The sequence below is a fragment of the Pseudomonas sp. 10S4 genome, assembly GCF_034344865.1.
Classification (GTDB): Bacteria; Pseudomonadota; Gammaproteobacteria; order Pseudomonadales; family Pseudomonadaceae; genus Aquipseudomonas.
Genome location: NZ_CP133774.1, coordinates 5,816,840 through 5,832,025, shown reverse-complemented (window position 1 = coordinate 5,832,025; position 15,186 = coordinate 5,816,840). Strand labels below are relative to the sequence as shown.

The window sequence follows — 15,186 nt, the reverse complement described above, 5'->3', positions numbered from 1 at the left end:
CGCAACCCCCTGTGGGAGCGGGCTTGCTCCCACATTGGGTCATGGTGATGTTGATGACTATGTTTCAGACGAAAACGATTTCATAGGGCAAGCGAATCCGCTCCAGCAGTACCCGGGGCAGCAGTGGTGGGATGCCGATGGCCGGTTCGCCGTCGAGTTGGCTGGCGTAGGCGTGGGTGGCGTGGCTTTTGCGGGCGACGGTCCAGGTGTCGAGCCGCACCTTGCGGGCCCGGTGCCAGGGGATCAGCCCTTGGTCGCGGTGTCGACCAGTGCCAGGCCCAGACTGGCATTTCGTTGAACGCCACCCCCGCAATCGCCGCCGCCCTGGCCGTGGCCCGGCCGACGGCGTCATGGTCATCGATGCCGTCTTCGCGCCAAGTGCTGAACACCACGTCGCCAGGTCGCAGGTAACGCGCAATGTAGTGGGCCAATTGTTGTTCGCGTTCGGCCAGGGCGTTATCAGCGAAGCCGCCGCGAATCCATTTCAGGCTGTGCATCGGCAGCCCGAGGCGGCGCAAAGCTTCGACACTTTCCTGTGGGCGGAACACGCTCAAGCGTTTCTCCGACCACTGCTGCGAGCCCGGATGGCTGGCGCTGCCGTCGGTAATCGAGATCAATTGCAAGGGATGGCCGAGGGAGGACAACAATTGCAGCAAGCCGCCGCACATGACCACTTCGTCGCCGGGATGCGGGGCGACCACCACGGCGCGCGCGCCTTCGGGAACCAGGGACTGGGTGTTGATGACCGGGATATTGTCCAGTTGCGCCGCGTTATTCCAGATCTGTGCAGGGGCGCTGCTTTCGCTGATGAAGACCGATTTCATGGGGTCACGTCCTTGTTCTGTCTCGCCCTCAGTCGTGCACAACGCTTGTTGATCAAGCCTGGCAGACCCGTGAAGGCTGGTTGATGGCAAACTGCGGCGCTCCGAACCCTGGATTGCTGCGAGCAGAGTATTGCTCATACAGCGCTATTCGTCGCCTCGCTGTTTCATCTGATCCGGTTTTTTTAGTCAATCTGTACCATGTTCCGCAAAAATCACCGAAACCACCCCGTGCCCGACTGTCCAGGCGGGCGCTGGTCAGCACTTGCGGCCCATGGCTCCAGGCGATGTTCGCGCCACACCGTTCCAGTTGCCGGACCAGTTGCACGTCTTCATCGCAGGCCAATGGTTCGAACCCGCCAGCGCGCTGATACGCCTCGGCGCTGATGCCCAGATTGGCGCCATGGATATGTCGATGGCCATCGCGGGCCTGATAACCCTGGTGATAGCGAATCTGTGCCGCTTCATCGAACGCGGCGTTCCACTGATCCACCGTCACTGTGCCGCACACCGCGTCGGCACCTAGGTCCAGTTGCGCAACCAGCCAGTCCTTGGCGACCCGGCTGTCGGCGTCGGAGCAGGAAATCCAGCGCACACCGCGTTCCAGCAGAAACCGCGCACCGGCGGCCCGGGCCTGACCAACATTGCGCGCCTCGATCGCCAGGCTGTGCACCGGGTAACGGTCGACAATCGCCGAGGAGCGGTCGGTGCAACTGTCGAGCACCACCAGCACCAGTACCGTCTCACCCGCCAATCGCTCATGACACGCGGCGCGCAGGGCGGCGCGGATGCATTCCTCGATCAAGTCTTCTTCGTTGTGCGCCGGGATCAGAATACCAATCATCGCAAGCCCTCCAGAGCCGCCACGGAGCGCGGTTCGCGGCTCCACAGTTCGAGCAGGAAATCCGCTTCCTGGTGCAGGACCAGGCGCGGCAAGTGCAAGTGTTCGTGGAGCAGGTCATGGACCTGGCGGGCGTTCAGCGGGCAGCCGTCGATGGGCGGGCGCCAGTGGCAGGCAAGCAGTTGGCCGTCAGCCGTCAGTGACTGTTCAGCCTTGATGATCAGGTGTTTCAGGTCGTCGGCGTCCAGGTAATAGCCGATCTCACTGAGGACAATCAGGTCGAATTTCTCTTCGGGCCAGTCCGCTGGTAAACGGCTTTGGCGGATTTCTGCGTGGTCGAACGGACTCAACCGCGTGCGCGCCAGTCCCACGGCTGCGGCGGCGGTGTCGCAACACAATAGGCGGTCGCAGCGACTGGCCAGTTCCGCGCTCAATTCACCGTTGGCGCAGCCCGGCTCGAAGATCGCGCGGTAACGGGGCCGGGGCAGGGCGGCGAGGGTGATCGCGCGTTTGCGTTGTTCGTACCAGCGTTGGCGAAACGCCCAGGGATCATCGTTGCCGGCGTACAAACCGTCGAAATAACGATCCTCGACGCTCATACAAACACCACTTCGAACGGTTGCAGCAAGCGATCCAGCACGTAGGGCGCGAGCACCGGCGGCAGGCCGACCCGCGGATCGCCCTCCAACTGACTGGCGAAGGCGTGAATCGCGTGGCGCTTGCGGGCAACCAGGTGCGGATCGAGCAGAATCTTGCGGGCGCGATGCCAGGGCACAAAGCTGTCTTCCGGGGCTGCCCAGTGCCAGGTCCAGACCGGTAATTCATACAGGGTTGCACCGACCCGTTTTGCCGCGTCGGCACTGGCGCGCCCCACGGCTTCATGATCGCAATGGCCGTCCTCGCGCCACGTGGTGAAAACCACGTCGTTGGGCCGCAAGTGACGCTCGATGAACGCGCCAAGTTCTTCTTCCCGCGCCGCCACTTGGCTATCCGCGAAGCCTGCGCGCAGCCATTTCAAGCTGTGCAGCGGCAAGCCGAGTCGGTGCAGGGCCTCGGCCGATTCCTGCGGACGCACGGCACTCAGGCGCTCCACGGACCAACGACGGGAACCGGGGTGACTGGCACTGCCATCGGTCACCGAGATCAGTTGCAACGGCCGGTCAGCGGCGGCGAGCAATTGCAGGAAACCACCGCAGCCGAGGACTTCGTCGTCCGGGTGCGGGGCGATGATCACGGCGCGGGAGCCTTCGGGCACCAGCTCGAGAATGTCGATCACCGGCAATTGCGCCAGATGATGGGAGGTTTGCCACAGGTGCAGGGGCGTGCCCTGGCCGACGATAGGGTTGGTTTTCATAGCGTCCATGCCTCGTTGATGACTTTCAAACCGAGGGCGGCGAGATCCCGTTCGGCATGGCTTTGACGTAGGAACACCGGCAGATCGGCGATCAGTTGGGCGAACTGCCGGTCCTTGCAATAGGGGCCGGCGCCGAGGGCGTGGCCGACGTGTTGGATCACAAGTTCGGTGCTGTGCTCGACGACGGAACGGGCGCGACGGGCCAGAAGTTCTGCATCGTCCAGCGGCGCCGCATCAATGGCCAGCGCGCTAACCCGTAGCACTTCGGCAGCGGCATGTAAGGCGCTGTCCACCGCCCCGAGATGCGCCAAGGCATGCGGTTCCTGGCGTTGCGCGCAGTGGCGGCGCAAGCGTTCGGCGATGCTCTGGGCGGCGCCGTACCAGCAGGCGGCAATCCCGATTCCGCCTTGCCAGAAACCCGGTCGCTGCAAGTAATCGCCAGGGTTGCCGATGGCTTGCGCCTCGGCTCCTTCAAACAACACTTCGACGCTACCGGTGGCGCCCATGCCCACCGCTTGCCAGCCGTCATGGGTGACGTTCACACCCGGTTGATCCTGCGCCACCGCGACCAATTGCTGCCGATCCTGCTCATCCCACGCCGTGAGCAGGGCATGGCTGAGCACCGCGGCGCCCGAGCACCAGGCCTTGCGCCCGTTGAGCAGCACCATGTGCCCCGACGGACTGACCCGAACCCTGGCTTGCGGTGGTTCGGCGGCCCACATGCCCCAGGTGCTGCCGGGCGTCGGCGAGCCACCGAGTTGCTGGATGATCGCCAGCGCGTCGGTATGGCCCTCGTACAACTTGCACAACCCAAGGTCGTGGCCACCGACCTCGGCCAGCCGCTGAAAGCGTTCCAGCGTCTGGCCGTTTCCCGGCAGCGGCAGCTGATCGAGACCAGCCTCCACCAACGCCTGCAAGCAGCGGCCTAGCGCCTGTGTGTCGGCGTAGTGCGGTGGCGATTGTTGGAGAAACGCTTGAAGGTCCATTTCACTCTTCTTCCTCATGCTGCAATTCGAACAGCAGCAGCGAGCGGCCGGTAACCGAATATTCATGGCCGAACTCGAAGCGCTCCTGACCGCGAATCGACGGTTGATTGGTGTCGATCATGCAGGTCCAGAAACCGCCGTCCGGCACTTCCGGCAAGGTGAAATTGACGATGTCGTGGTGCGCATTGACCACTAGCAGCAAGGTCGCATCGCCACCCTTGCGGCGGATGCCGGTTTCCTGAGCGCGACCATCGAGCAGCATGCCAAGGCAGCGACCGTGGCCTTCCTGCCATTGTTCGATGGACATCTCGCTGCCATCCGGAGCCAGCCAAGTGACATCTTTTACACCGATGTCCTCGTTGTAATTGCCCACCAGGAACCGCCCACGACGCAGGATCGGGTAGGCCAGGCGCAACTTGATCAGGCGTTTGACGAACTTGAGCAACGCCTTGCCGTCATCGCTCAGGTCCCAGTTGACCCAACCGATCTCGCTGTCCTGGCAATAGGCGTTGTTGTTGCCTTCCTGGGTGCGGGCGAATTCGTCGCCGGCTACCAACATCGGTGTGCCTTGGGACAGCAGCAGCGTGGCGAAGAAGTTGCGCATCTGCCGTTGGCGCAGTGCGTTGATCTCAGGATCATCAGTCGGGCCTTCGACACCGTGGTTCCAGGACAGGTTGTTGTTGCTGCCGTCCTGGTTGTTTTCGTCGTTGGCTTCGTTGTGTTTGTCGTTGTACGACACCAGGTCGTTGAGGGTGAAACCGTCGTGGGCGGTGATGAAATTCAACGACGAATATGGACGCCGTCCGCGCTGGTTGAACATCTCGCCGGAGGCAGTCATGCGACTGGCGAAGTCCGCCAATTGGCCGTCATCGCCTTTCCAGAACGCGCGCACGGTGTCGCGGAACTTGTCGTTCCACTCGACCCAGCCCGGCGGAAATCCACCGACCTGATAACCGCCGGGGCCGCAGTCCCAGGGCTCGGCAATCATTTTCACCTGACGCAAGACCGGGTCCTGGCGACAGGCAACGAGGAAGCTGTGGCGCTCGTCGAAACCGTCGTGGTAACGCCCGAGAATGGTCGCCAAGTCGAAGCGGAAGCCGTCCACGTGCATTTCCGTGGCCCAGTAGCGCAGCGAGTCGGTGACCATTTGCAGCACGCACGGGTGACTCAAATCCAGGGTGTTGCCGGTGCCGGAATCGTTGATGTAGAAGCGCTTGTCGTCGGGCTGCAAGCGGTAGTAAGAGGCGTTGTCGATGCCGCGCATCGACAGGGTCGGGCCTTGTTCGTTGCCCTCGGCGGTGTGGTTGTAGACGACGTCGAGGATCACCTCGAGGCCGGCCTCGTGCAGGAGCTTGACCATTCCCTTGAACTCGGCGATCTTGCCGCTGGCCAGGTAGCGCGGGTCGGGGGCGAAGAAGGCGATGCTGTTGTAGCCCCAGTAATTGGTCATGCCTTTGTGCAATAGGTGCTGGTCGTTGACGAACGCGTGGATCGGTAGCAATTCCACGGTCGACACGCCGAGCTTGCGGATGTGTTCGAGCAGGTCATCGACCATCAACCCGGCGAAGGTGCCACGCACGTTCTCGGGGACGGAGGGATGACGCATGCTGATGCCGCGCACGTGAGTCTCATAAATGATTGTTTTGTCCCACGGCACGCTGACCCGATGATCGTGGCCCCAGGTGTGGGCCGGGTCGATGACTTTGCATTTCGGCACAAACGGTGCGCTGTCCCGTTCATCGAAACTGAGGTCGGCGTCGGGGTGGCCGATGGTGTAGCCGAACAGCGCTTCGGACCATTTCAACTGGCCGACCAATTGTTTGGCGTAGGGATCGATGAGCAATTTGTTGTGGTTGAAGCGATGGCCGTTGGCCGGGTCATACGCGCCGTAGACCCGGTAGCCGTAGATCAGCCCCGGATGCGCGTCCGGCAGGTAGCCGTGGTAGATCTCGTCGGTGTATTCCGGCAGCTCGATGCGCTCCAGTTCCACTTCACCGGCATCGTCGAAGATGCACAGTTCGACCTTGGTGGCGTTGGCGGAAAACAGTGCGAAGTTGACTCCCAGGCCATCCCAGGTCGCGCCCAGCGGGAAGGGCAAGCCTTCACGGATTCGCGAGGCCTCGGCGTGAGGCTCTGGCGCGGCTTTCTTTGGACTGGTCATAGATGCTCCTGCAAATGGGGGAAACGAATACGAGTGGTGCTACGCAATCCTGTAGGAGTGGGCTTGCTCGCGAAAGCGGTGTTCCAGGCCCTGAATTTGCGTCAGGTGTACCGGCCTCTTCGCGAGCAAGCCCGCTCTCACATGGAGTGCGGTGTTCTTTTTCAGGGCGAGCGCGCCCACGGTGGCGAGTGGGCTCGCCACGAGTTCAATCAGGACGAAGGCGTTAAGCGTCAGACCGCAGGCGGTTTTTTCCCGGCGCGCGGTTTCTTCTCGGCGGCTTTTTCGCCCGGTGGCGTTACTTTTGCCGCCGTTGCGGCAGGTTTGGCTTTGGTTTTAGCCGCCGGTGCCGGGGCTTTACCGTTGAGTTTGTCTTCTGCCTTGCCAGCGGCCGGTTTGGCGGCGGAGGTCTTGCCAGCGGCAGCCTTGGGCGACTTCTTGGGCGCCAGGGCTTCAGCTTCGGCCAGTTTGCGTGCCATCTCCCAATGGCGGCTTTCCTCGCCAACGGGCTTGCCTTCCGATTCCCAGATTTGATAGGCGAACTCGCGGATGCGTTTATCGTCGGTACTCATCGCAATGCTCCTGAACTGAACTCAAGTGTGGATAGTTTGGATAAAGAGATTGACCGGGAAATCCCCCAGCGCGGCGCTGATGTTCAGCTCCCTGTTTTTTGTGACTGCTGTGTTTGAAAAAAGTCCCTTCAGGTTTTCGCCCGGGGCGGCGAACGGTAATTTGACCCGCGTATCGCCCCACAGCAGCGCGTTGACCTGAGGTTCGGCACTGTTTTCCAGCAATCCGGCACACCGTATCGGTACGATCACGATGACGCGTTTTCCTGTCAGCGAGCGGGTAAACGCCAGCACTCGCTGCGCCTCGCTGCCGAGTACTTCAAGGGCTTGATACGTCCCTTGGCGAAACAGCTCGGCATGCTCGGCGCGCAGGTTCAACGTACCGGAGATCAGGCGTTGCTTGATGCGCCCGTCGCGCCAGTTCGCCAACAGCTCGGGCAAGTCCAGTGGCACTTGCAGAGACTGCTGACGACTGACGTAATCCACCGGCCGGCGGTTGTCCGGATCGACCAGGGTAAAGTCCCAAAAGTCGTCGCCCTGATAGAGGTCCGGCACCCCTGGCACTGTCATGCGCAGCAAGGTTTGCGCCAAACCATTCAACGCGCCCGGCGCGGCAATCGCCTGGGCGGCTTCACCGAGGGCCGAACGCAACGGCTGACCTTCGGGGCTGAGCAACAGACGATTGAGGAAGGCCTCGCAAGCCTGTTCGTAAGCGTCGTTCGGCGCGCTCCAGCTGCTTTGCAACTTGGCCTCGCGCAGGGCTTTTTGCTGCCATTGCCACAGGCGTTTAGCATAGTCCGCAAGCGCCGTTTGATCGACGCTACACAAGGTCAGCGGCCAACTGCCGAGGATCGCTTGATAGAGAATCAACTCGTCACCTGCCGAAGGTGCGCTGTCGTCGGTGCGCAGTTCGCGGGCCAGGGTTCGCCAGTGTTCGACGTGTTCGACGTACCAGCCGCTGCGTTCGCTCAACACCGCGAGCCGTGCGCGGGTGTCTTCGCCGCGCTTGTGGTCGTGGGTCGCGGTGGCCAGCAAATTGTTGGGGAATGCTTTGAAGCGTTGTAGGCAGGCTTGGTGGAAGTCACTGACCGGCGCACTGAACTGTTCGGTGCTGAACCCCACGTCATTGCGTGACAGCAACACCGCCGAGCGATAGAACGCGGTGTCTTCCACTGCCTTTGCTGCGGCCGGCGACGTCAGTTGCTGAAAGCGCACGCAAGCGTGTTTGAGGATCTTGCGTTGACGACCCACCGGGCGTTTGCGCCAGGGCTCGCCGCCGAGCCAGCCGGCCAGGCAATCGAGCACCGGCCAGTCGGCCTCACCCAGGGTCTGGCGCGCACCGTCCATGGCCTGTTGAAAAAACACATCGTCTTCAGCGCAGCGTCCACGAGGACTGATATAGGTTCGGTACACCGGGAAGTGCACGATCAATTCCTGCAACGCCCGCCGGATCGCGCCGAGGGTCAGGTCGCGGGTCATCAGGTCATCCCGGGCGACTTGCAGCAAGGCTTGGGCGACGCTTTCGAAATCCCCGGCCAGCGAACCGTTGAGGATCTGCTGCCGCGCCAATCGCGCTTCCTGGATGAACTCGGCGGGCCGTTCGCTGTGGCGGCTCCACAGTTCACCCAAGGTTTCGGCACCTGCCGGATCATGTTGCAGCAGCGACAACTGGTTCATGAATTCATAACCGGTGGTGCCATCCACCGACCAGTCGCGGTGCAGGGTTTCGCCTTCGCCGAGGATCTTCTCGACGTAGATCGGCAAGTGCCGTTGCGGTGACAGACTGTCGACCCGACGACGCAGTTTGCGGCAATAACCCCGTGGGTCGGCGAGGCCGTCGATGTGGTCGATGCGCAAACCGTCCACCAGGCCTTCGGCAATCAGCTCGAAGATTTTCGCGTGGGTGGCTTCGAACACTGCCGGGCGCTCGACGCGCAAACCGCCGAGTTCGTTGACATCGAAAAAGCGCCGCCAGTTGATGTCATCCGCCGCCGTGCGCCAACTGGCCAGACGATAACTCTGGCGCTCCAGCAGGTTGTGCAGGTTCTGGAAACCTTCCGGGTTGAGCGAGTCGTAGGCGCCGAGCTGCTGCTCGATGGCGTGCAGTATCGCCGGATCACCGGCCAGTTCTCGTAGTTCCTCTTGCAGAGGAATTGCCAGGCCGTGGGCGTCGGTCTGGTAGCTCAGGGCGGCGAAGCGGTCGGCGAGAAACTTCAGTTGTTCGGTTTGTTCGGCGTTCAGTCGTTCGTCAGGCTTGAGCAGTTCGCCGTAGTTAGCCGGGCAGATCGGAAAGTGATGGTCGTAGTGCTCGACATAAAACGCGCCGTGTCCGGCATCGAAACGCAGGGGCAGGGTGCCGTCCTGCAACGCGACGCCGTAGTCGCTACCCAGGAATGGCAGCAGTAACTGGCCTTCCATCAGCGGGTCGGGTGAATGCCACTGGATGTCGAAAAACTCGCCGTAGGGACTCAAGCGTCCCCATTCCAGCAAGTCCAGCCACCACGGGTTGTCACTGCCGCCGACGGCCATGTGGTTGGAGACGATGTCGAGGATCAGGCCCATCTGTTGCTGGCGCAGCGCATTGACCAGCCGCCGCAATGCCGCTTCGCCGCCCAGCTCCGGGTTGACGGTAGTCGGGTCCACCACGTCGTAGCCGTGCATGGAACCGGCCCGGGCGCTGAGCAGCGGCGAGGCGTAGACATGGCTGATGCCCAGGCTGGCAAAGTACGGCACCAATGGCACCGCATCGTCGAGGGTAAAGCCTTTATGAAATTGCAGCCGCAGGGTCGCCCGCAGCGGTTGGATAAACGCTTGATTCATTGGTCACGCTCACCCGCCTGAAGTCGCGCGCAGGCGAGCAGTTCAAGGCGTCGGGCGGCGTCCGGGTCATCGAGCAAGGCTTCACTGTTGCCGGGCAGGCGCCGCGACCAGTTGGGGTGCGTGTCGGTGGTGCCGGGCAGGTTGGCTTGCTGCTCGATGCCGAGGGCATCTTCCAGCGGCAGCAATACCAGCGGCGCCCGGGTATGGCCAAGGAAGCGAATCGCGGCGTCGAGCACCTGATCGGTTTCGTGGTGTTCTTCACGGAAATTCTGCGGATCTTCGCTCAACACCCGGCGCAAGCCTTCGCGCTCGCGTTCGCGGTGATGCCGCCACTCGATCTCGCTGTTGGCGTCGATCAGGCCAAGCCGGGAATTCCAGTCGATGTCGTGACCGTGCCACCAGCCGTTGATCGTTGGCAAATCGTGAGTGCTGGTGGTCGCGAGGGCGTTGTCCGGCCAGTCGAGGATCGGTTTGAAATGGGTGTTGTCTTGTTCAAACAGCAACACGCGCATGCCGAGGATCGCGCGGGCGATGAGTTTTTCCCGCAGGCCGTCGGCCACCGTGCCGAGGTCTTCGCCGAGGACAATCGCCTGATGCCGATGGGATTCGAGGGTCAGCAAACGCAGCAAGTCGTCCACCGGGTAATACAGATAAGCGCCGTCGGCGGGCGGCGCATCGTTTGGGATCACCCACAATCGTTGCAGGCCCATCACGTGGTCGATCCGCAGACCTCCGGCGTGGGCGAAATTGGCGCGCAGCATTTCGATGAATGCGCGAAAGCCGTTGCGTACCAAGCCTTCCGGGGAAAACGCGGAAATCCCCCAGCCCTGGCCGGAACGGTTGAGGATGTCCGGCGGTGCACCCACGGTCAGCGACGCGAGCAGTTCGTCCTGACGGCTCCAGGCCTGGCTACCACCGCCGTCGGCGCCAACCGCCAAGTCAGCCACCAGCCCGATGCCCATGCCCGCGCTGACAGCTGCGGTTTGGGCCCGCGCCAGGCAGCGGTCGATCAGCCATTGGCAGAAGGCGAAGAAGCCGATGCGTCCGGAGTTTTCCTCGGCGAAGTCGGCGAGGGCGGCGCTGCGCGGGTCTTGCCATTGTTCGGGCCAGTGGCGCCAGTCCAGGTCTTCACCGCGGGCGGCGCGGGCCTCTTGAATGGCTTCGAAACGGCAATGGTTTTCCAGGGCTTCGCCGCCGGCATGGCGGAAGCTGCTGAAGTCTTCGTGCAGCGGATGTTCGCCCTGGACGAACCCTTCGTAGAGCGCTTGCAACAGCTGATGTTTGACTTCGGCAGCGACCGGCCAGTCGATCAGGGGCAGGGCTTCCAGGTGTTGCAGTTGTTCGGCCAACCCGGTGGCGTCAATCGCATCGCGCAAGGCGCGTTCACCGAGGATCGCTCCCGGTGCGGCGTAGAGGCTGTTGAGGAATAAACGGCTGGACGGTGAATACGGGCTGTAACGATGGGTGTCGCTGCTGAACATCGCGTGCATCGGGCTGATGGCCAATGCCTCGGCACCGCGTTCACCGGCGACACGGGCCAGGTCTTCAAGGGCTTGGGTATCGCCGAAGCCGCCATCGCCGGTGCGGCGCAACGAATACAACTGCACGCTCAGGCCCCAGGTGCGCGGGATCGGGCTGTCGACTGCATCGCCGACGCTGTAGCAGCGCTCGGGGGCCACGGCCAGGGTGAAGGATTGTCCGTCGATGCTGACGTGTTGATAGCCAACCGGGATCAAGCCCGGCAGGATCGCTTCGGCATCGAGTTTCAGGTGCAGGCGCGAACCGTCTTCGAGATGGATTTCGCACGGCGTTTCAGGTTCGAAATAGCGGCTCAGGTCGAGGCCAGCGCCGATGTCGGCGGTGATCAGCGGCGGCAGGAAACGGGTCTGTTGCACCTGCTGCAATTGCAGCAGGCTGGCGTCGATTTCCTGGGCGCTGCCGGCCGGATGACCGAGCCCGGTCAGTACCGAGCGCAGCACCGCAGGGGCGACTTTTTGCGGACGGCCGTTGGCGTCGATCCAGTCGACTGCCAGGCCAGCACGGCTGGCCAGTATTTCCAATTGCGCATCGCTCATAGGCGCTCTCCATCCGGGGGTAGCAAAGGGGTTGCGGCCGTGAGGCTGACTAGGGCGCTATACGGTGCGAGATTGCTCTGGTGCAACAGGTCGGACGCGGGTGGGTGTTCGAACAGCAGCAAAGCATCGGCCTGTGATAGGTGGACCACAGGCGCTGCGCTGAGGTTCAGGTCGATGCGCAGCAGACTGCCGTCGCCCAGTCGCCAGCGCGCCGTCACCGCACCTTCGGCCAGCACCTCGGCGCCCAGGGCTTGAGCGCCGGGCAAGTGCGGCGAGATGTGCCGATGACGCAGTTGCAGCAATTGCCGGTAAAGGTCGTGCATCGCCTGCTGCGCCGGGTCGCCAGCGTGCCTGGGCTGCGACGCTTCGAAGGTCTGCGGCGCATTCGGGTCGGGGATCTGTGCGCGTTTGACAGGATCTTTGAAGGCGCTGAATGCGGCGAACTCGTTGCGTCGACCTTCGCGCACCAATTCGGCCAGTTCGCCGTGGTGGCTGGTGAAAAACAGGAAGGGCTGCTCGGCGGCGAACTCGTCCCCCATGAACATCAGCGGAATCATCGGCGACAACAGCAGCAACGCGGTGGCGGCTTTCAACGCCTCGGGATGCGCCAGTTGATGCAACCGTTCGCCAAAGGCGCGATTGCCGATCTGGTCGTGGTTTTGCAGAAACAGCACAAACGCGCTCGGCGGCAAGTGGCCGCTGGGCTCACCGCGCGGCGTTCCGTGGCGGGTGATGTGGCCCTGGAACACGAAACCCTGGCTCAGGCAACGCGCCAGTTGCTCGGTAGGGTTTTGAGCATAGTCGGCGTAATAGGCGTCGGTTTCGCCGGTCAGCAGAACGTGCAGGGCGTTGTGGCCGTCGTCGTTCCACTGCGCATCGAAACCTTGCTCCAGCAGGCTGGCCTGGTTGTGTTCGTTTTCCACGGTCAGCCACACGTGTCGGCGCGGGTCGGTCTGATGGCGTACCCGTTGCGCCAGCTCTTGCAGAAAGTCCGGGTCTTCGATGGCGTGCACCGCGTCCAGGCGCAATCCGTCGAAGCGGTACTCCAACAACCACATCAGCGCGTTATCAATGAAGAAGTCCCGCACCTCGCGTCGGCGGAAGTCGATGGCCGCGCCCCATGGGGTGTGTTTGTCCTCGCGGAAAAAGCCCTTGGCGTAGCGATGCAGGTAATTGCCGTCGGGGCCGAAGTGGTTGTAGACCACGTCGAGAATCACCGCCAGGCCATGGCCGTGGGCCGTGTCGATCAGGTGTTTGAGTTGTTCGGGGGAGCCGTAGGAGGCTTGGGGCGCGTAGGGCAGAACCCCGTCGTAGCCCCAATTGCGCTCACCGGGGAATTGCGCCAGTGGCATTAGTTCGATCGCGGTGATGCCCAGTTCGACAAGGCGCGTCAGGTGTTGCTCGACTTCACTGAAACCGCCGAGGGCTCCGACGTGCAGTTCGTAGATCACCGCTTCATTCCACGGCCGACCTTGCCAGGCGGCGTGTTGCCAGTGGTAGGCGAGGGGATCGACCACCACGCTGTGGCGGTCGAGGTCCCCGGCCTGGGCGCGGGAGGCCGGGTCGGGCACCTCCAGTTCACCATCGATGTTGTAGCGGTAACGCGTGCCGGCCGGGCAACGGGTCTTGATCACGAACCAGCCGTTGGCCTGGGGCAGCAGCGGCAAGGATTGCCCGTTTTCCAGTTCGACACTGACGTAAAACGCATCTGGCGCCCACAAGGCAAAACGCGTGTGTTCTGCGTCCAGCATGATTGCGCCGTGGGGCCAGGTCTCAAGAGTCCGTAACGGCATCGTTGAAAACCTCGTGTTATTTGTGACCCGATTTACCCAGGGCTTTAGCCACCAATTGTTCGTAGAGTTCGGCGTAGGGTTCGACCGCTTTGCACCAGTTGAACGGCGCAGCCATGGCGCGGCAACGCATGGCGTGCAGCAGGTCGGGGAAGGCGAAGACCTTGAATGCGCGGCCCACAGCTTCGCGGTAACTCTCAACGGTGGATTCGTCGAACAGGAAACCGGTCACGCCGTTTTCGATGGTGTCGGCCAGGCCGCCGGTATTCCGTGCCACCGGCAACGAGCCGAAGCGCTGGGCGTACATCTGGCTCAAACCGCAAGGTTCGTAACGCGAAGGCATCAACAGGAAATCGCTGCCGGCGAACATGCGGCGGGCGTCGGTTTCATTGAAGCCGATGCGCACGCCAACCTGGCCAGGGAAGCGCAGGGCCAGCACCCGCATGGCTTGTTCTTCTTCCGGTTCGCCACGGCCGATGATTGCGATCTGGCCGCCGTTTTCGACAATGAATTCGGCCACGGCTTCGGTAAGGTCCAGACCTTTCTGGTAGACAAGGCGCGATACCACGGCGAACAGCGGACCTTCGGATGCTTCCAGGCCGAACAGCTCGCGCACGTGAGCGGCGTTGACGGCTTTACCGTCCCAGTCGCCGATGGTGAACGGGCAGAACAGGTGCGGGTCGGTGGCGGCGTCCCAGCTCTCGTCGATGCCGTTGGGAATCCCGCTGAGCAGGCCTTGCTGGGTCTTGGCGGCAAGAAAACCGTCGAGGCCGCAGCCGAAGGCAGGCGTAGTGATTTCCTGGGCGTAGGTGGCGCTGACCGTGGTGATGTGGCTCGAATAAGCCATGCCGGCCTTGAGGAACGACATCTTGCCGTAGAACTCCATGCCTTCCTGTTGCAGTGCGTGCATCGGGATGCCCAGTTCCGGGCAAGAGCCGAGGCTGGTGACGCCCTGATAGGCCAGGTTATGGATGGTGAATAGGGTTGGTGTGCGCTGCCCGCGCCAGTGCATATACGCAGGGGCCAGGCCGGCTGGCCAGTCATGGGCGTGCACCAGGTCCGGGCACCAGTGGATTTGCGCGAGGTTGGCGGCGATATCGGCAGCGGCCAGCCCCAGACGGGCGAAACGGATGTGGTTGTCCGGCCAGTCGCGGCCGTTGTTGGCGCCATAAGGCGAGCCTTCGCGCTCGTAGAGTTCGGGGCAGATCAACACGTAGATGACCAGGCCATCAGGCATGTCCATGCGCCCGATCTTGCAGGGCGGCAATGCGGCATGACCGCCGAGTTCACCAATGATGTGGATCGGATTTTCGCTGTGCAGCACTTGCGGATAACCGGGGATCAGCACACGAACGTCGTGCAAATGAGCCATGGCTCGCGGCAGCGCAGCGGAGACGTCACCCAAGCCACCGGTTTTCACCAGGTCGGCGATTTCCGAGGTCACGAACAAGACTTTCTTCTTGTTGGGATTCTGACTGGCGACCGGTACAAGTGCCTTGGGGATGCTGATTGCCTTGCTGCTCGGGGCATTCACGGCGCTCGATTCGCCGACCTGCTGATGAGCACGTTCTCCCTGAATATCTAAAGCCGCACTGATCATATGAATCTCCCGTGTTGTTGATCTAATTCTAGGTCTGGCACAAACGGTGTTCGTGGCCAAATCCTGTGGCCGGGCGCAAACGCGCTACGCATCGGTGAGCAAACGCTGCCAATACGCTAAAGCACAAAGGCTGGAGGGGCTGTTGCAAGGATTGCACCAGTCGGAACGCACC

General features: G+C 62.5%; 9 protein-coding genes and 2 pseudogenes. All 11 read right to left on the bottom strand.

Translation table 11 applies throughout. The features are described from left to right. Positions 1-64: 64 nt before the first annotated feature. The 11 genes and pseudogenes from RHM58_RS27280 to glgA all read right to left on the bottom strand — a co-directional run bounded on the left by RHM58_RS27280 (position 65) and on the right by glgA (position 15,014). Positions 65-824: pseudogene (locus RHM58_RS27280) on the bottom strand (PIG-L family deacetylase). A gap of 208 nt (positions 825-1,032) precedes the next feature. Next, positions 1,033-1,665 (bottom strand): annotated as a pseudogene (locus RHM58_RS27275) (glycosyltransferase); the annotation flags it as partial. Next, positions 1,662-2,261 (bottom strand): SAM-dependent methyltransferase, encoded by a 600-nt coding sequence (locus tag RHM58_RS27270; protein ID WP_201256309.1) that lies wholly within the window; start codon positions 2,259-2,261, stop codon positions 1,662-1,664. The pseudogene RHM58_RS27275 and the gene RHM58_RS27270, both read right to left, overlap by 4 nt. Then, the gene (locus tag RHM58_RS27265; RefSeq protein WP_201256308.1) at positions 2,258-3,016 is read right to left on the bottom strand and encodes a PIG-L deacetylase family protein; all 759 of its coding nucleotides are present in this window, start codon (positions 3,014-3,016) and stop codon (positions 2,258-2,260) included. The genes RHM58_RS27270 and RHM58_RS27265 overlap by 4 nt, the downstream gene beginning before the upstream one ends. Beyond that, positions 3,013-4,002 carry an acyl-CoA dehydrogenase gene (locus RHM58_RS27260; protein ID WP_322268745.1) on the bottom strand — a complete coding sequence of 330 codons (990 nt, stop codon included), beginning with the start codon at positions 4,000-4,002 and terminating at the stop codon, positions 3,013-3,015. Before RHM58_RS27260 ends, RHM58_RS27265 begins: the two co-directional genes overlap by 4 nt. Before the next feature lies 1 nt (position 4,003). Beyond that, the gene (glgX, locus tag RHM58_RS27255) at positions 4,004-6,163 is read right to left on the bottom strand and encodes a glycogen debranching protein GlgX (protein ID WP_322268744.1); all 2,160 of its coding nucleotides are present in this window, start codon (positions 6,161-6,163) and stop codon (positions 4,004-4,006) included. Between the two features lie 230 nt (positions 6,164-6,393). Beyond that, on the bottom strand, positions 6,394-6,732 hold the full coding sequence (locus RHM58_RS27250) for a DUF2934 domain-containing protein (RefSeq protein ID WP_322268743.1): 339 nt from the start codon (positions 6,730-6,732) through the stop codon (positions 6,394-6,396). Positions 6,733-6,753: 21 nt separating this feature from the next. Next, positions 6,754-9,549, bottom strand: coding sequence for a malto-oligosyltrehalose synthase (locus tag RHM58_RS27245; protein WP_322268742.1), 2,796 nt, complete (start codon positions 9,547-9,549; stop codon positions 6,754-6,756). After that, positions 9,546-11,624: a 4-alpha-glucanotransferase gene (malQ, locus tag RHM58_RS27240; RefSeq protein ID WP_322268741.1), complete on the bottom strand. Its 2,079-nt coding sequence runs from the start codon at positions 11,622-11,624 to the stop codon at positions 9,546-9,548. Before malQ ends, RHM58_RS27245 begins: the two co-directional genes overlap by 4 nt. Beyond that, a complete protein-coding gene (gene treZ / locus RHM58_RS27235; protein ID WP_322268740.1) occupies positions 11,621-13,417 on the bottom strand; it encodes a malto-oligosyltrehalose trehalohydrolase in 1,797 nt (598 codons plus the stop codon). The genes malQ and treZ overlap by 4 nt, the downstream gene beginning before the upstream one ends. A gap of 16 nt (positions 13,418-13,433) precedes the next feature. Then, positions 13,434-15,014 (bottom strand): glycogen synthase GlgA, encoded by a 1,581-nt coding sequence (gene glgA / locus RHM58_RS27230; protein WP_201204066.1) that lies wholly within the window; start codon positions 15,012-15,014, stop codon positions 13,434-13,436. Positions 15,015-15,186 lie beyond the last annotated feature (172 nt).